Source organism: Kribbella sp. NBC_00382 (genome assembly GCF_036067295.1).
Taxonomy (GTDB): Bacteria; Actinomycetota; Actinomycetes; order Propionibacteriales; family Kribbellaceae; genus Kribbella.
This window is the reverse complement of the sequence record NZ_CP107954.1, coordinates 2,978,358-2,994,005: the sequence shown is the minus strand read 5'-3', so window position 1 is coordinate 2,994,005 and position 15,648 is coordinate 2,978,358. Positions and strand designations below refer to the sequence as shown.

Annotated in this window: 15 protein-coding genes; 6 read left to right on the top strand and 9 right to left on the bottom strand. The window is 67.7% G+C overall.

Features of this window, described 5'->3' with window-relative positions; translation table 11 throughout:
- Positions 1-18: 18 nt before the first annotated feature.
- The 4 genes from OHA70_RS14715 (at position 19) to OHA70_RS14700 (ending at position 6,234) form a co-directional block, all read left to right on the top strand.
- On the top strand, positions 19-2,244 hold the full coding sequence (locus OHA70_RS14715; RefSeq protein WP_328332729.1) for a bifunctional glycosyltransferase/CDP-glycerol:glycerophosphate glycerophosphotransferase: 2,226 nt from the start codon (positions 19-21) through the stop codon (positions 2,242-2,244).
- A gap of 218 nt (positions 2,245-2,462) precedes the next feature.
- Positions 2,463-4,154: an arginine--tRNA ligase gene (gene argS, locus OHA70_RS14710; protein WP_442913906.1), complete on the top strand. Its 1,692-nt coding sequence runs from the start codon at positions 2,463-2,465 to the stop codon at positions 4,152-4,154.
- Between the two features lie 18 nt (positions 4,155-4,172).
- Entirely contained in the window at positions 4,173-5,207 is a 1,035-nt protein-coding gene (locus OHA70_RS14705; protein ID WP_328332725.1) for an alpha/beta hydrolase, read from the top strand.
- A 49-nt stretch (positions 5,208-5,256) separates the two neighbouring features.
- Entirely contained in the window at positions 5,257-6,234 is a 978-nt protein-coding gene (locus OHA70_RS14700) for a GNAT family N-acetyltransferase (protein WP_328332723.1), read from the top strand.
- Between the two features lie 40 nt (positions 6,235-6,274).
- Here the strand turns inward: OHA70_RS14700 and OHA70_RS14695 are convergent, their stop codons facing one another.
- A complete protein-coding gene (locus OHA70_RS14695) occupies positions 6,275-7,768 on the bottom strand; it encodes an MFS transporter (protein WP_328332721.1) in 1,494 nt (497 codons plus the stop codon).
- Positions 7,769-7,928: 160 nt separating this feature from the next.
- Here OHA70_RS14695 and OHA70_RS14690 point away from each other — a divergent pair, with 160 nt between their 5' ends.
- Positions 7,929-8,498: a TetR/AcrR family transcriptional regulator gene (locus tag OHA70_RS14690; protein WP_328332718.1), complete on the top strand. Its 570-nt coding sequence runs from the start codon at positions 7,929-7,931 to the stop codon at positions 8,496-8,498.
- On the opposite strand, the gene OHA70_RS14685 is transcribed toward OHA70_RS14690, so the two are convergent.
- The 4 genes from OHA70_RS14685 to OHA70_RS14670 are packed head-to-tail and all read right to left on the bottom strand — an operon-like array spanning position 8,488 to position 12,652.
- A complete protein-coding gene (locus OHA70_RS14685) occupies positions 8,488-9,030 on the bottom strand; it encodes a dTDP-4-dehydrorhamnose 3,5-epimerase family protein (RefSeq protein WP_328332716.1) in 543 nt (180 codons plus the stop codon). The genes OHA70_RS14690 and OHA70_RS14685 overlap by 11 nt on opposite strands.
- Before the next feature lie 10 nt (positions 9,031-9,040).
- Positions 9,041-10,249: a DUF2786 domain-containing protein gene (locus tag OHA70_RS14680; protein ID WP_328332714.1), complete on the bottom strand. Its 1,209-nt coding sequence runs from the start codon at positions 10,247-10,249 to the stop codon at positions 9,041-9,043.
- A gap of 46 nt (positions 10,250-10,295) precedes the next feature.
- Positions 10,296-11,249: a sigma-70 family RNA polymerase sigma factor gene (locus OHA70_RS14675; RefSeq protein ID WP_328332712.1), complete on the bottom strand. Its 954-nt coding sequence runs from the start codon at positions 11,247-11,249 to the stop codon at positions 10,296-10,298.
- Positions 11,246-12,652, bottom strand: coding sequence for an MFS transporter (locus OHA70_RS14670; RefSeq protein WP_328332710.1), 1,407 nt, complete (start codon positions 12,650-12,652; stop codon positions 11,246-11,248). The genes OHA70_RS14675 and OHA70_RS14670 overlap by 4 nt, the downstream gene beginning before the upstream one ends.
- A gap of 122 nt (positions 12,653-12,774) precedes the next feature.
- On the opposite strand from OHA70_RS14670, the gene OHA70_RS14665 reads away from it, so the two are divergent.
- Positions 12,775-13,056: a hypothetical protein gene (locus OHA70_RS14665; protein ID WP_328332709.1), complete on the top strand. Its 282-nt coding sequence runs from the start codon at positions 12,775-12,777 to the stop codon at positions 13,054-13,056.
- 20 nt (positions 13,057-13,076) lie between these two features.
- Here the strand turns inward: OHA70_RS14665 and OHA70_RS14660 are convergent, their stop codons facing one another.
- The 4 genes from OHA70_RS14660 to OHA70_RS14645 are packed head-to-tail and all read right to left on the bottom strand — an operon-like array spanning position 13,077 to position 15,551.
- On the bottom strand, positions 13,077-13,823 hold the full coding sequence (locus tag OHA70_RS14660) for an SDR family NAD(P)-dependent oxidoreductase (RefSeq protein WP_328332707.1): 747 nt from the start codon (positions 13,821-13,823) through the stop codon (positions 13,077-13,079).
- Positions 13,816-15,066, bottom strand: coding sequence for an AMP-binding protein (locus tag OHA70_RS14655; protein WP_328332705.1), 1,251 nt, complete (start codon positions 15,064-15,066; stop codon positions 13,816-13,818). The genes OHA70_RS14660 and OHA70_RS14655 overlap by 8 nt, the downstream gene beginning before the upstream one ends.
- Positions 15,063-15,314, bottom strand: a complete 252-nt coding sequence (locus OHA70_RS14650; protein ID WP_328332703.1) for an acyl carrier protein — start codon at positions 15,312-15,314, stop codon at positions 15,063-15,065. Before OHA70_RS14650 ends, OHA70_RS14655 begins: the two co-directional genes overlap by 4 nt.
- A 42-nt stretch (positions 15,315-15,356) precedes the next feature.
- Positions 15,357-15,551: a hypothetical protein gene (locus tag OHA70_RS14645; RefSeq protein ID WP_328332701.1), complete on the bottom strand. Its 195-nt coding sequence runs from the start codon at positions 15,549-15,551 to the stop codon at positions 15,357-15,359.
- Between the last annotated feature and the right edge of the window lie 97 nt (positions 15,552-15,648).

Here is a 15,648-nt window from a genome sequence, read left to right as displayed (position 1 = left end):
ACCCTAGGATGCAGACCTATGTCCGCCAGCACCGACTCCGCCGGGGTCCCCCGGTTCAGCATCGTGGTCCCGTGTCATGCGTCACGGGCCTGGCTGCGGCCGTGCCTGGATTCGGTGCTGAGCCAGTCGTGCGCGGACTTCGAGATCATCGGGGTGGACGACGCGAGCCCGGACGGCAGCGGCCGGATCCTGGACGAGTACGCCGCCGCCGACCCGCGGGTCCGGGTGCTGCACCTGACCGAGAACGTCGGGCTCGGGCTGGCCCGCAACGCCGGCCTCAAGGAGTGCCGCGGCGACTACGTGCTGTTCCTCGACGCCGACGACGTCTACCGCCCCGGCTCACTGGCCGCGATCGCCGCCCGGATCGACGACACCAACCGGCCGGACATCGTGATGTTCGACTACGAGCGGATCCACTGGGACGGCCACGTGGTCCGCAACCAGCGGCACGACGCGTTCGCCCGGGAAGGCGCCGGCGTCTTCACCGCGGCCGAGCGACCCGTCTTCCTGACCTTTCTCGAGGTGGTCTGGAACAAGGCGATCCGGCGCGACTTCCTCACCTTGCACGGCTTCGTCTTCACGGCCGGCTTCTACGAGGACGCGCCCTGGACCTACTCCACGATGCTCACCGCGCAGCGGATCGCCACGCTCGACCAGGTCGTCGTCCACTACCGCCAGCACCGCACCGGCGGCAACATCCACGCCACGGTGACCCGGCAGCAGTTCGACATCTTCGACCAGTACGACCGGGTGCACGCGTTCATCACCTCCGACCCCGAGCTGGCCGGCTGGCGGCGGTTCGCGTTCGACCGGTCGCTGGACCACATCCTGGCCGTGATCGACAAGCCCGAGCGGCTCGATCCGGAGGACCGGGCCGAGTTCTTCCACGCCGCCGCGGCCTTCGCCAAGCGCTGGAAACCCGAGGGGTACGTGGTCGACAAGACCCGGCGCGGCTTCCGCCGGTGGCAGATCGTGCACGACGACTACGCGACGTACACGACCCTCAAGCTCAGCGCCAAGATGCTTGCCGTACCGAGCCCACGCAAGGCGGTCGACAAGCTGCTGCACCGTGGCGACCTCGATCCGAATCTGGTCCTCTACGGCGCCTACTGGTTCAAGCAGTACGCCTGCAGCCCGCGAGCCATCTACGAGAAGGCCGCCGAGCTGGCTCCCCAGCTGCGCGGCGTCTGGGTGATCGAGGCGGACCACGTCGCCGCGATCCCCGAGGGCGTCGAGTACGTGGTGGCGGGCTCACCGGCGTACCAGAAGCTGGTCGCGAAGGCGACGTACTTCGTCAGCAACATGAACCTGCCCAAGGAGCTGGACAAGCGCGACGGGCAGATCCACCTGCAGACCCAGCACGGTACTCCGCTGAAGACGATGGGCACCGATCTGCGCCACTACCCCGTCGCCGCCAAGGACCTCGACCTCGAGGAACTCATGCGGCAGGTCGACCGGTGGGACTTCAACCTGTCGTCGAACCGGTACTCCTCGGAGATCTGGGAGCGCACCTACCCGGCCCATTTCGAGGAACTCGAGTACGGGTTCCCCCGCAACGACCGGCTGCTCAACGCGACTCTGGACGACGTCCGGGCGATCCGGGCGTCCTTCGGCTTCGACGACTCGCACCTGGTGGTGCTGTACGCGCCGACCTTCCGCGACGGGGTCGACTCGGTCCGTACGCCGTCCGGCCTGGTCGATCTCGGTGGCGACGGGATCCACCTCGATCTGGACCAATTGGCCACAGCGGCCGGCGACCACGGGCGGGTGCTCGTCCGGACCCACTACTCACTGTCGAAGCATCCGGCCGCGCACTCCGACCGGGTGGTGGACGCGTCGAGCCATCCGCGGGTCGAGGATCTGATGCTGGCGGCCGACGTGCTGATCTCGGACTACTCGTCGATCAGCTTCGACTACGCCAATCTCGATCGGCCGATCGTGCTGCTGGTCGACGATCTCGGCGCGTACGACAGCACCCGCGGGACGTACTTCGACATCACCGCGTTTCCGCCGGGGCTGGTGGCGCGTTCGCCGGAGGAGTTGTTCGCCGCCTTGCAGACGGGTGCGTTCGCGAAGGCCGAGGCGGCCAAGCATCGGCAGTTGTTCCGGGAGAAGTTCTGCGAGTTCGACGACGGGCGGGCGGCGGAGCGGGTGGTCCGGCGGGTCTTCCTCGGCGAGACCGACCTGCCGCCGATCACTCCGCTGGCGGATCGGCACCCGGCGCCGTCACCACACCAGCTCTGACCTGGCCCAGCAGCTCTGACCTGACTCGGCAGCTTCGCCGCTGACTCGCTGTGAAAATCGGCCACCAGTTGTGCATAATGGTCGCCATGTCGACCAGCCCGGTGATCGCTCGCGTACTGCGCGATCGCTTCGGCCTGCGACGACGAAGCACTGTCTGAACACCTCAGCCCTGTTCCGGTGCTTCGCCTCTTCCTTAGGACTCTGCCATGTCCGCAGTGCTGTCTGCCCTTGCCACCCAGCTGTCCACCGCCGTCTCGGCCGCCTTCGGCGCGGAGTACGGCGTACTCGATCCTGAACTCCGGGCCGCCACCAGACCCGAGTTCGGCCACTACCAGACCAACCTGGCGCTCAGGCTCGCCAACGAGCTCAAGCAATCACCGCGGGCCATCGCCACGCAGTTGGTGGAGGCTATCGATCTGAGTCAGTTGTGCGAACCACCGCAGATCGCCGGGCCCGGGTTCATCAACCTCACGCTGCTGCCGTCAGTGCTCGCTGCCGGGGTCAACGAGCCCATCGTCTTCAAACCAAGCGGTCAGCGGGTGGTGGTCGACTACTCACAGCCCAACGTGGCCAAACAGATGCACGTCGGGCACCTCCGGTCGACGGTGATCGGCGACGCGTTGTGCAACGTACTCCGGGCCGTCGGCTACGAGGTGATCCGGCAGAACCACGTCGGGGACTGGGGTACGCAGTTCGGGATGATGGTCGAGCAGGTGCTGTTCGAGAACCTCGCGGTGGAAACCCTTGATATCGAGGGGTTGCAGCAGCTCTATCAGCGGGCCCGGAAGCACTTTGATGCCTCTGACAACTTCGTGGAACTGTCCCGGGCACGGGTGGTGCTGCTGCAGTCAGGGGACGAGCAGACGCTGGCGATCTGGCGGCAGATGGTCGAGGTGTCGCTGACCGAGTTCGACCGGATCTATGCGCAGCTCGGGTCGCCATTGACGCGGGCCGACGTGGTGGGTGAGAGCGCCTACAACGACCGGCTGCAAGGTGTTGTGGACGATCTGACGGCCGCTGGATTGCTGACCGAGTCGGGTGGCGCGTTGTGCGCCTTCCTGCCCGGTTTCGCTGGGCGGGACGGGTCGCCGCTGCCGGTGATCGTGCGGAAGTCGGATGGCGGGTTCGGGTACAGCGCGACGGATCTGGCGGCGGTACGGCATCGGGTCGACGAGCTGCACGCCAGCCGGATCGTCTACGTGGTCGATCATCGGCAGGGGCTGCATTTCCAGCAGATCTTCGCGCTCTGCCGGGCAGCGGGCTGGCTGCCGGACGACGTACCGGCCGAACATGTTGCCTTTGGCACCGTTCTGGGGAAGGACGGCAAGCCGTTCAAGACCAGAGACGGCGGCACGGTCCGGCTGGCGTCGCTGCTGGACGGCGCGACGGCGCGGGCACGGGCGCTGCTGGACGAGCGGGATGCGCTGGACGATGGCTTGAAGGCGAGTGTTGCGGCGGCGGTCGGCATCGGGGCGATCAAGTACGCCGACCTGTCGAGTGACCGGATCAACGACTACGTGTTCGACCTCGACCGGATGGTCGCGATGACCGGCAACACCGGGCCGTACCTCCAGTACGCGCATGCCCGGTTGACTCGGTTGCTGGACAAGGCCGGCGAGGCTCCAACGACAGTGACTGTGCTGACGGAGACCGCTGAGCAGCGGTTGGCGTTGTTGCTCGGTGGGTTCGGGGACTGCGTAGTACAGGTGGCGGAGACGCTGCAGCCGCATCGGTTGTGCACTTATCTGTTCGAGGTCGCCAGTGCGTTGTCCGCGTTCTACGAGACGTGTCCGGTCTTGAGCAGTGAGGGTGAAGTGCGGGCCAGTCGGTTGGCCCTGTGCGCGGCGACCCGGCGGGTGTTGCAGGATGGCCTGGGTTTGCTGGGCATCAGCGCACCTGAAGCGATGTGATCTGAGAGGGGCTCGCCGATGTTGCCATGGTCCGCGGAGCTTGCCGGACGGTTCGACCAGACGATCTTCGACAGTGCGTTCCTGCGCGGCAATCCGCTCGGCGACCCACATGAGCGACCGGTGCTCGTCTACCTGCCACCCGGGTACGACGAATCGGAGCAGCGCTACCCGTCGATCTACGTCGCGATGGGCTACACCGGCCACCTCGGGATGTGGTTCAACCGGACGCCGTTCCGCCAGCCGTATCCGGAGCTGCTCGACGCGCTGTTCGCGACCGGTGATGTGCCGCCGGCGATCGTGGTCTTCGTCGACGCGTGGACGAAGCTCGGCGGCAGCCAGTACCTCGATTCGCCAGGCACCGGGCAGTACCACTCGTATCTCTGCGACGAGATCGTGCCGTGGGTCGACGGGCGGTACCGGACGATCGCCGATCGCGACCATCGGGCGATCACCGGCAAGTCGAGCGGCGGCTACGCGGCGATGGTGACTCCGTTGCTCCGGCCGGACGTGTTCGGCGCGCTGGCGACGCATGCTGGTGATGCGGCCTTCGAGGTCTGCTACCAGCCGGAGTTCCCGTTGGCCGCCCGGATGCTGCGGGATCAGTACGACGGGTCGTACCCGAAGTTCTTCGCCGACTTCGAGAGTCGCGCGGGCCGGACGACCGGGCAGGATCTGGAGTTCCTCGAGATGTACGGGTACTCCGCGGCCTACTCGGCCGAGCCCGACGGGACCGTGCTGCTGCCCTATGACGAGCTCGGCCGGACCATCCCCGAGGTCTGGGAACGCTGGCTGAGTCACGATCCGGTGCACATGGTCGCGACGGAGGCTCGGTACGCCGAGGCGCTCGGGTCGATGCGAGCCGTGTGGATCGATGCAGGCAAGCAGGACGAGTACTACCTCGACTTCGGCGCGACGGCGTTCCATCGGGCGGCGCTGCAGGCCGGAGTACCGGAGGAGCGGTTGTATTTCGAGCTTTTCGAGGGCAAGCACGGTGGGATCGAGTACCGCTACCCGCTCGCCGTCGAGTGGCTCTGCCGGAACCTGGCTACCTGAACGGGTAAATGAGGTGCCGGGCGGTCGGCCCGGCCCTACCGTTCTCGGCATGGGGACGTTTCCGGAATGGGTCGAGGCCCGGCCGATCGAGAAGACCGACGCCGACGCGTGGGCGGCGTTGCTGAGCGACGTCCAGGTGACGGACCAGACCGGCGAGAGCTACAGCGCCGAGGATCTGGTCGAGGAGCTCGGCGATCCGAAGCTGGATGCCGCCAGGGACACCGTTGGTCTGTGGGTCGACGACGTGATGGTCGCGTTCGGCGTCGTCTACTGGCGCAAGAACCTGGTCGACGTCGACCGACTCGGCACCGACTCCGCGGTCCGGGGTGGCTGGCGTCGTCGGGGGCTCGGGCAGGCGCTGATGACGTGGATCATCGGACGCGCTCGCGAACTGCACGAGGAGCACCACCCGGACGTTCCCGAGGCTGAACTCAACACGGTCGTGATCAGCACGAACGTCGGAGCCGCCGCGCTCTTCACCGGGCTTGGCCTCGAGGAGTGCCGGTACTTGTTCACGATGCAGCGCCCGCTCGACCTGCCGATCCCGGCGGTCGGCGTACCGGAGGGATTGCGGGTGGTGCCGTACGAACCGGCGTACGACGAGGCGCTGCGGCTGGTCCACAACGAGGTGTTCATGGACCACTGGGGTTCGACCCCGAAGGACGAGGAGACCTGGAAAGTCTGGTTCACCGGGTCGCGTGCGTTCCGGGCCGGACTGTCGTACCTGGTCCTCGACGGTGAGCAGATCGTCGCCTACGCGAACGCCTACGAGTACGAGGCCGACACCGCGGCGACCGGGATCCGCGAAATCTACGTGGGCCAGGTCGGTACGGTCCGATCGCACCGTGGCCGCGGCCTGGCCGCCGTGGCATTGACGGCTCTGATTACGCAGGCCGCCGCGACCGGCTTCGAGCGGGCGTCCCTGGGCGTCGACACCCAGAACCCCACCGGCGCCCTCAGCCTCTACGAACGCCTCGGCTTCCAGCAGCACTCCCGGTGGACCACCTACCGACTAGCACTGACCTGAGCCGGCGCAGCGGCTGTACCGCTGCGCCGACTCCCATTGGTCAGAGTTCGACGGGGACTTCTTCAACCCTTTCGACCGCCGGTGCGGGAGTACGACGGTTCCATGGGCGGACGCCGAGGATGATGACTGTCAGCGTCAGGGCCGCGTAGATCGCGGAGCCGACGAAGGCTGCGTGCACGCCGTCGGTAAGGATCTCGCGGACCCGCTCGGCGGGGATCCTCGATGCGGCGTCCGAGTTGCGGCTCGCAGTACCGAAGATCGTGACCAGGATGCCGAGGCCCAGGGCCCCGCCGACCTGCTGCAACACGTTCAGCATGCCGGAGGCAGCACCCGCGTCCTCAGGTTGTACTCCGGCCAGCGCCCGGCCGGTGTTCGGGATGAACAGCATCCCGGCGCCGAACCCGAACAGGACCAGCGGACCGACGACGCCGCTGAGGTAGCTGCTGTCCTCGGTGAGCCGGGTCAGCCAGATCATGCCGGCCAGGACCAACACCGAACCGCCGATCATCAGCCTGCCGCCGTCGATCCGGCCGAGCAGCCGCGGCACGATCCGCGACGAGGCGAACAGCAGACCGGTCAGCGGCAGGAAGGCCAAGCCGGCCTGCAGCGGGCTGAACTCCAGCACACCCTGCAGGTACTGGGTGAGGAAGAAGAACATCCCGAACATCGTGCCGACCACCAGCAGCATCGTCACGTACGCCGCGACGCGGTCGGCGTTGCGGAACAACCGCATCGGCACGATCGGGTGGCTGACCCGGCGTTCGATCAGTACGAACGCGGTGAGCAGCACGACACCGACCGCGAAGGCGCCGAGCACCTCGGCCGACGTCCAGCCGACCTCGGCCACCCGGATGAAGCCGAAGACGATCGAGGTGATGCCGAGCGTCGAGGTGAGCGCGCCGGCGACGTCGAACTTGCCCTTCTCGGGCGGCGTCTCGGCCAGTACCTGCCGGGCCGCGAAGACCAGGCCGATGCCGATCGGGACATTGATGAACAGGCCCCAGCGCCAGGAGACCCAGTCGGTCAGCATGCCGCCGACCACCAGGCCGACGCTTGCGCCGCCGGACGAGACCAGGCTGTAGAGACCCAGAGCCTTCAGGCGCTCCGGGCCTTCGCGGAAGGTGAGCATGAGCAGGGTCAGAGCCGCCGGCGCTGCGATGGCACCACCGATGCCCTGCAGGACGCGGGCCGCCAGCAGCAGTTCGGCGGACGGGGCGAGCCCACCGAGCAGGGAGGCGGCGGTGAAGACGCTGACGCCGGTGATGAACACGCGCCGGCGGCCGAGCAGGTCACCGGCCCGGGCGCCGAGCAGCAGGAGACCGCCGAAGGCGAGGGCGTAGGCGTTCTGCACCCAGGACAGGCTGGCGGGACTGAAGTCGAGCGCGTGCTGGATCTTGGGCATCGCGATGTTCACCACGGTGCCGTCGAGGATGACCATCAACTGGGTGATCAGGATGACTGCGAGGACTACCCCCGGCCGCCGCGCGGGCGAGCCGGTTCTGGCGCCGGCCGGCGCCGCGGTTGTTGCCGACATAGTGTGACTTGCTCCTTACCCACGAGGGGCTAGAGTGGTTTCAGATGAAGTGGAGAGCTCCTCCGGATTCCACCATACGGAGGCACCCTCCGCTTTATCAAGCGATTTAGCGAGCGACTTTGCGTCGCGCTGTCCACTACGCCTCGGCAAGGAGGGCCGGATGACCTCGACACCACTCCCGACGACTCGCCCTGCCCGCGCCGATGCCGCCCGGAACTACGACCTACTGGTCACCGCCGCGCGGGAAGCGTTCGCCGAGCACGGGACGGACACCTCGCTGGAGGAGATCGCGCGCCGGGCCGGCGTCGGGATCGGCACCCTGTACCGGCGCTTCCCGAACCGGACCGCGCTGCTGGAGGCCGTCTACGTCGACGAGATCCAGCAGGTCTGCAACCGCGCCTACGGCTTCGCCGAGAAGCTCGGGCCGTACGACGCGCTGGCGGCCTGGCTGGGCAGCTTCGTCGGCTACAGCATCTCGAAGAAGAGCCTGGCCGGCGAGTTGACGGTGGCGCTGGGCAAAGACTCGGAGTTCTTCACCGCCTGCAAGGTGAACGTCCGCGAGGCCGGTGACCTGCTGCTCGAGGCGGCGAAGGCGGACGGCTCGGTCCGCCAGGACCTGCAGTTGATGGACGTCCTGCGGCTGGTCGGCGGGATCACCATGGGCCGCGACATGTCGCCAGAACAGGCCAACCGCCTGCTCGAGATCGTCCTGGCCGGCCTCAGAGCCTGATCGGTTTTACTGCATCTAGGTACGGTGCCGTCGCATCTGCCTCGGTGTACTGCAGCTGATCCTTGGGCAGCGGCCACGGTACTGCGAGCTGCGGATCGAACAGGTTGACCATCGTCCGCGGCGCATCCGGCGTCCAATGTGCGGCGAGCAGGTAGGTGTAGACCGTGTTCGGCTCGAGCGTGCAGAACGAATGGCCACAACCCTCGGGCAGAAAGATCGCCTGCCCCGGCGTGAGCTCGAACGTCTCCAGCCGGCCGAACGTCGCGCCCTCCCGCAGATCCACGATCGCGGTGAACAGCCGCCCGAGCGCCGGCGAGATGTACCGGTCCCAGGCCTCCGCGTGGATCCCGCGGGTGATGCCGACATCGGTCGTGTAAGCCATGTTGTTCTGCACGAAGTCGACCTGCGGGAAGCCCTGGTCGACCAGCTTCGCCTGCTGGAAGCTCTCTTTGAACCATCCCTGCGGAGTCTCGATCAGATCGAGCTCGATGTGCAGGAGTCCCGGGATGCTGGTCTGCTTGACGCTCGGCATGCCGCGCAGCCTATCGACGTACCTGAGGGCGGGCCTGCAGCTGGGCTTGGTCGGCCGCGGTCAACCCGGCCTCCCAGCCAGCGCCGTTCGTGATCCGGGTCCGCCGCATGGTCGTCTCCGGGAACAGCTTGGTGAACAGCTTCTCCACCTGCTCCTCACGCCTGGTCAGCACCGGAAGCAACCGATCGGCATCGGCAGCCGGTACTGCGGCCTGCGTCTCGTCCGTCGTCTTCTGGAGCCGCTCGCCGATGCGCTGCGCATAGGCCATCAGGAACGACTGCCGGAACGATCGGGTCCGCGACTCACCGCGCCGGCCGATGTGCTTGCCAGCAGCAAGCATTGCCCGATTCGCCTGGACCAGCAGCGAAGTACTGAGCAGCTCGGTCAGTTGCAGGTCGAGCTCGGCGCCGACGATCGTGACGACGGCGAGTTGCTCCATCGAGACCGTGCGGCAGCGGTTGGCCGAGGCAACGGCTCCGACGAGTTGTGCTTTCGCTGATACGTAAGGGGTTTCGACCCAGATCCGCCGGGCGCCGGAGTCGTCGGGCAGGTCGAGGCCGGGATCCGCGTCCACCAGCGCCTGGTCGAGCGAGAACTTTGCCATCAGCTCCTGCGCCTTACCCGACAACGCCTCGGCCTCGTCGGGAAAGTCGGTCGCTTCCGCCTTGGCCAGCAGGGCCCTGATCCGCCCGAGCATCTTGTCATTCGGTACGCCGGTCCCCGCCGCGCGCGCCTGCACCGGCGTACCGGGCAAGGGGAACAGCCTGGCGAGTCCGGGCAACGATTGGAGGAAGCCCGCGACCGTGAGGGCCGTGTGCAACGCGAGGTAGCGGCCGAGTCGCTGGTCCGAAGCCCAGGTGGTTAGTTGCAACTCGGCGTACGGCGGCTCGATCCCGGAGTCGAGCAGCTGGTCCAGCCAGCGCGGATCGATCTCGTCGTAAGCGCGATGCTCGGACGCGATCACCGCCAGCAGCAACGGCTCCACTCCAGGCTCCAGCCGCCGGCGAGCATGCTGCACCACGTCGCCAGGCGTCCAGCCACGCTCCCAGGCAGACCGGATCAGCTTCCGCAGGAACTCTTGCAGGACCCGATCGACCTGCGCTTGGTCGCGCTCGTCATACCCACCCAGACGGGCCAGGAACGCGTCCGCCTCCTCGTGGTTGAGCACGACGGCAGCGGCCGCCGACGGCAGCAGGTGCAGGATCTCGGAATCACTCACGCGGACGAGTTTGTCATCCGGACCCAACCTCGCGCTGGCCGCGCCGTCACTCCTGTGGATAACGGTCGATCGGCAGTCCGAAGGCAGGGAAGAGCGACGGGTTGTGGAAGGCCATCACCGCGGACACCCCGGCCTTGGTCAAGGTCAGCACCTTGACCGAGTGCGCATGGAAGATCCCGTCGCCGCCACGCACATACATGGCGAAGGCGGGCTGCCCATTGGCCGCCGTTTCCACCAAGATCCGTCGACCCTCCCCAGGCAGGATCTTCGTCGCCAGCAAGCCCAGTACCTCGTCCCGCCCGCTGAACCACGTCGGGATCGGCGGCATCTCCCAGCGAGTGTCCTGAGTCAGCAAACCCTTCAGCGCAACCAGGTCAGCCTTCTCGAAGGCCTTGGCGTACTGGTCGAGCAACGCCCGGCGTACCGGCTCATCCGGCTCGCTGAAGTCGTCCTCAGCAGGCGCCAGCTTGGCCATCTCCGCACGAGCCCGCTGGAGCGAGCTATTGACCGCAGCAGTCGTCGTCTCGAGCAACCCGGCCACCTCGGACGCCTGCCAGGCAAGGACATCCCGCAGGATCAGAACTGCGCGCTGCCGCGCCGGCAAGTGCTGCAGTGCCGCCACCATGGCCAGCCGGAGGCTCTGCCGAGTCCCCACCACCTGCGCCGGGTCCGCGCCCAGCAGGAGGTCCGGGAACGGCTCCAGCCAACTGGTCTCCAACGACTGTTCCTGCAGGTCATGCGGGTCGATGCCTGGAGCCCCCAATGCCGACGGCACCATCCGGCGGCTGCTGTGCTGCAACGCGTTCAAGCAGACCCGGGTAGCGATCCGGTAGAGCCACGTCTTGACCGAGGAGCGCTGCTCGAAGTCGGCAAACCCACGCCATGCGCGCAGGTACGTCTCCTGGACGGCATCCTCGGCATCATGCAGCGAGCCGAGCATCCGGTAGCAGTGGGCGACCAGCTCTCCCCGGTACTGCGCGAACTCCTCTTCCAGGTTCATCCCAGCTCCTCCGCCGGCTCCAGCCGCACCACTGCGCTAGTACGTACAGCGATCCCCAATCCGGCCACTGCTCCGATCAACGACAGTACGCCGCAGACTGCCAGCGCACGGGCAAAGCCGGTCTCGAAGGACTCGTATCCCCCGGCCGCCGCGAACACAGCCGCCAGTACTGCGACGCCGACGACCCCACCCAGTTGCCGCATCATGGCGTAGATGCCGGACGCCATGCCGACCGCCTCCTGAGGCAGGGACCCGATACTCGCGCTCTGCGTCGCGGGCATGGCCAGGGAGACTCCGCAGCCGGCGACGATCAGGGCCGGCACCAGGTCGGAGTACTGGACTGGGCCCTTGCTGGCCTGGCTGATCCAGAACATGCCGACTGCTTGAAGGGTCAGGCCGGTGACGACCAGGGGACGTTCGCCGATCCTGTCCACCAGGCGGCCAGCGATCGGGGCGACGAGGAAGAGCGTGGCTGTCCACGGCAGGAGCTGCAGACCCGCCTTCAACGGCCCAGAACTGAAGGTCGCTTGCATGAACTGCGCGAGGAAGAAGACGGCGCCGAACAGTGCTGCCGTGAGGAAGAAGCCGGCGGCGTTTCCGGCTGAGAACGCGCGGGAGCGGAAGTACGACAAGGGCAGCATGGGCTGAGGCGCGCGGTTCTCCCAGGCCAGGAAACCCAGCAAAAGAAGGGCTCCGGCAACGAAGGACCCGAGGACCTCTGGACTCGACCAGCCCGCGACCGCGCCGCGGACCACGCCCCAGACGATGCCGAGGACGGCGAGCGTGATCAGGGCCGCGCCGCGGGGATCCAGGCGGCGGACGGCGCCTCTGCTCTCAGGAATGCGCGCGAGCACCAAGGGGATGGCGATGGCGCCGATCGGCACGTTGATCCAGAAGATCCACTGCCAGGCAAGGCCTTCGGTGACCGCGCCGCCGATCATCGGGCCGCCCAGGACGGCTAGGCCGGTCAGCCCGCTGAAGATGCCGATCGCCCAGCCGCGGCGTTCGGGTGGGAACGCGGCGCCGAGCAGACTCATCGACAGCGGCATCACGACGGCCGCGCCGACGCCTTGGACCGTACGGGCCGCGATCAGCAGCGGCACCGAGGGGGCGAGCGCGCAGGCGATCGAGGCGACGGTGAAGAGGGCCAGGCCGGCCGCGTACGTACGACGTCGTCCCCAGCGGTCGCCGATCGCCGCCGCCGTCATCAGCAGCATCGCGAAGCTCAGGCTGTAGGCGTTGACCGTCCATTCGAGCTGCTCGACGGTCGCGCCGAGGTCCTGCCGGATGGTGGTCAGCGCGGCCGCCACCACGAGGACGTCGAGCGCCACCACCACCGAGCCGATCGCGGTCAGCCCCAGGACCCAGCGCTGCTCGCCGGTCGTACCGATCTTGCTGTTCACGTGCCCTCCAGGAATTCGCTGTCACAGGTACTGACAGCGCTGAAGGCCCGAACTCATCGCTGCGATGAGTTCGGGCCTCCTGACCTGTCTGAACCAGTGACAACCTCTGAAGGAGAGCAACCATGGCTACAGCAGTGTTCCGCTACCAGACCAAGCCGGAAGCGGCCGACGAGAACCAGCGGCTGATCGAGAAGGTCTTCGCCGAACTGGCGACCGCCGCATCGGCCGGCCTCACCTACGCCAGCTTCCGGCTGGCCGACGGCGTCACCTTCGTCCACGTGGTCGACGGCGAGGGCCTCACTGACCTGGCCGCCTTCCAGGACTTCCAGCACGCCCTGACCGAGCGGCTCGACGGCGACCTCGTCCGCGAGGAAGCCAGCCGCATCGGCTCCTATCGCGGCTGACCGACCGACCAGGCGCCCCGCTAGATGGAGGCTGCTCCGTCGATGACCAGGACCTGGCCGTTGATGTTGGTCTGGTCGAGCAGGAGCATCCGGACGACCGGTACGACCTCCTCCGGCTCGGTCAGGTGGCCGGTGGGGGTCCGCCGGACGATCTGGTCGAGCTGGGTCTGACCGAGCACCGCGGACATCTCCGAGGCGAAGAAGCCCGGCGCGACGGAGTTGACCAGTACGCGTCCGCCCAGCTCGCGAGCCATCGAGCGAGTCGCCGCGTCCAGGCCGCCCTTCGTCGCGGAGTACGCGACCAGGCCCGGATAGCCGCGCTGTGCGCAGATCGAGGTCACGTTGACGATCCGGCCCTTGAGCCCCTTGGCGAGGAGCCGGCGGAGGAAGTACCGGGTGAGCACGAGGGGCGAGGTCAGGTTGGTCTGGATGATGCCCGCGAGCTGCTCGGCCGAGGTGTGCACATGCAATGAGTCCTGGCCGATGGCGGCGTTGTTCACCAGGCCGTCGATCGGGCCGAGCTTCTCCTCGACCTCTTTGACGAAGGCCTGCGTCGCCTTGGCATCGTTCACGTCCACCGACCCGACGTGCAGTTCCTCCGGGTACTTCGTCGCCAGCGCCGTCAGCTCGGCGGTCACGGTCCGGGCGAACGCGGCGACCTTCACGCCGGACGCCAGCAGCTCGGTGACGATCGCCAGGCCGAGCCCGCGCGAACCACCGGAGACGAGCACCACCGAGGACGGCGGTACTGCGGTCGGGTCAGACATCGCTCTTCAACGTCTCCTTCTGCGGGATCTCCGCGAGCAACTTGATCCGCCGCGGTACGCCGTAGTCCGGCAGCCGGTGCGAACACCACTGGACCAGATCGTCGGCCGTGATCGGCCCGAGAGCGGGATTGGCCACCACCTCGGCGGCAACCATCCTGCCGACGAGCGGCGCCTTACGGGCGAAGACCCGCGCCCACGCGACACCCGGATGAGCCAGCAACACGCTGCGGACCACGCCCGCCGAAACCTTCGAACCGCCGACGTTGATCTCGTCGGTGTCGAGCCGGCCGGTGATCATCACCCGGTCGCCGACGAACTCGACCCGGTCGCCGGTGTGGACCGCGCCGTCCATCCCAGCGCCGTGGTGCGGAGAGGCGACGACGAGCTCGTCACCGACGACGGACAGCGTCGGGCGCTCGTCATTGGGCTCGCGATCCAGCCAGGCCTTGGGGAAACCGGCCTGTCCGTCGTGGACGACGATGGAGGCGCCGACCTCGGAGGAGGCGTAGATCCAGGAGATGCGGGCCTTCGGGAAGAGCTCGTGCAGCCGGTCGAGGATCGTCTGGTCGACCGGCTCGCCGCCGAGGGTGATCTGCTCGAGCGGCACCTTGGCCAGGCCGTCGGTGTCCCGGTAGATGGTCTGCCGCCAGAAGGTCGGCGTACCGGAGGCTGCGGTGACGCCGTGCTCGGCGGCGATCGACGGCCAGATCTCGAGCTCGGACGGCTCGATCACCACCAGACCCTGATCCGCCTGGGTCAAAGAGATCGTTACCACCTGCCACCAGGCGTAGGTGCCCGGCGAGTACGGAAGCAGCCAGGTCCGCGGCTGCTGCTGGCGGGTGACGGTGGTCAGCGATTCGAGCGTGTGGCCGATCCGGGTCGGGCGGCCGGTCGAACCGGAGGTGAGCAGCCAGGCGCGGCCGGATTCCTCCACCCGCTTGAGTTTCGCGGGCTCGACGGAGTGTTCGTCGCCCTTGGCGATGACGATCGCGAAGCCCGAGTCGGCGAGCTCCTCGCGCATGCTCAGGTCGACCCGCGAGGTGGTGGCGACCAGCAGCTCAGTGCCGTGCACGGCGTGATGCCGTACTGCGGCCAGCGCGTCGGCGCCGTTATCGACCAGGACCGCGGCCGGCGACGGCAGCTGCGGCAGTTTGTGCAGGGTCCGCCACGTCACGGTCTTGCCACCGGCGACGACGGTGTTGTCGTCCCCGATCAGGGCAGTGGACCGGCGCCGCGTGGTCACGCCGACTGGAGCTGCTCGATGAAGTCCAGCACGTCGCCGACCTTGGCGATCTGGCGCAGCCCGGGCGCGTCGAAGTTCAGCTCGTCACCGATCTCGTCCTCGACCCGCAACGCGAGCTCGGAGAAGTCCAGCGACCGGAAGCCGATCTCCCGCAGGTCCGCGCTGTCATCGGCCGGCAACGTCTTGCCCTGCGCGGTCAGCACAGCTCCCATCAGGTCCCGGATCTGCTCCCGCGTCAGCTCAGCCATGACCACAGAGCCTAGCTGCTGTGGGCTGGGCCGTGACACGGTCTACTGCACCTCCGGGGCTGGATCGGCGGTTCGGTCCGGTATGACGTCCGCGGGAGTGCGCGAGAGTTTTTCGCGCAACCGCCGGAGGCGGTCCCGGATCTCCCAGCCGATCAGCGCGATCATCGGAGTGGCCGCGGCGAGCGCGGCGAGCAGAATCTCCTCGACCGGCATTCCCGCGATGTGCTGGGCAGGCATCAACGTGACCTCCCGTGCGCTGTGTGACGGACCAGGGGGAGTTCGCCTACTCAGTGTAGGTGGACGCCGCCGCCTGGTAAACGGCTCATACACTGTT

Bases quoted from the DNA above. Each gene is read 5' to 3' on its own strand.
- OHA70_RS14675 (WP_328332712.1), bottom strand. From the start codon at position 11,249: ATGAACCTGGAAGAGGAGTTCGCGCAGTACCGGGGAGAGCTGGTCGCC.
- OHA70_RS14650 (WP_328332703.1), bottom strand. From the start codon at position 15,314: ATGGCTGAGCTGACGCGGGAGCAGATCCGGGACCTGATGGGAGCTGTG.
- OHA70_RS14645 (WP_328332701.1), bottom strand. From the start codon at position 15,551: ATGCCTGCCCAGCACATCGCGGGAATGCCGGTCGAGGAGATTCTGCTC.
- OHA70_RS14690 (WP_328332718.1), top strand. From the start codon at position 7,929: ATGACCTCGACACCACTCCCGACGACTCGCCCTGCCCGCGCCGATGCC.
- OHA70_RS14715 (WP_328332729.1), top strand. From the start codon at position 19: ATGTCCGCCAGCACCGACTCCGCCGGGGTCCCCCGGTTCAGCATCGTG.
- OHA70_RS14705 (WP_328332725.1), top strand. From the start codon at position 4,173: ATGTTGCCATGGTCCGCGGAGCTTGCCGGACGGTTCGACCAGACGATC.
- OHA70_RS14695 (WP_328332721.1), bottom strand. From the start codon at position 7,768: ATGTCGGCAACAACCGCGGCGCCGGCCGGCGCCAGAACCGGCTCGCCC.
- OHA70_RS14660 (WP_328332707.1), bottom strand. From the start codon at position 13,823: ATGTCTGACCCGACCGCAGTACCGCCGTCCTCGGTGGTGCTCGTCTCC.
- OHA70_RS14685 (WP_328332716.1), bottom strand. From the start codon at position 9,030: ATGCCGAGCGTCAAGCAGACCAGCATCCCGGGACTCCTGCACATCGAG.
- OHA70_RS14700 (WP_328332723.1), top strand. From the start codon at position 5,257: ATGGGGACGTTTCCGGAATGGGTCGAGGCCCGGCCGATCGAGAAGACC.
- OHA70_RS14665 (WP_328332709.1), top strand. From the start codon at position 12,775: ATGGCTACAGCAGTGTTCCGCTACCAGACCAAGCCGGAAGCGGCCGAC.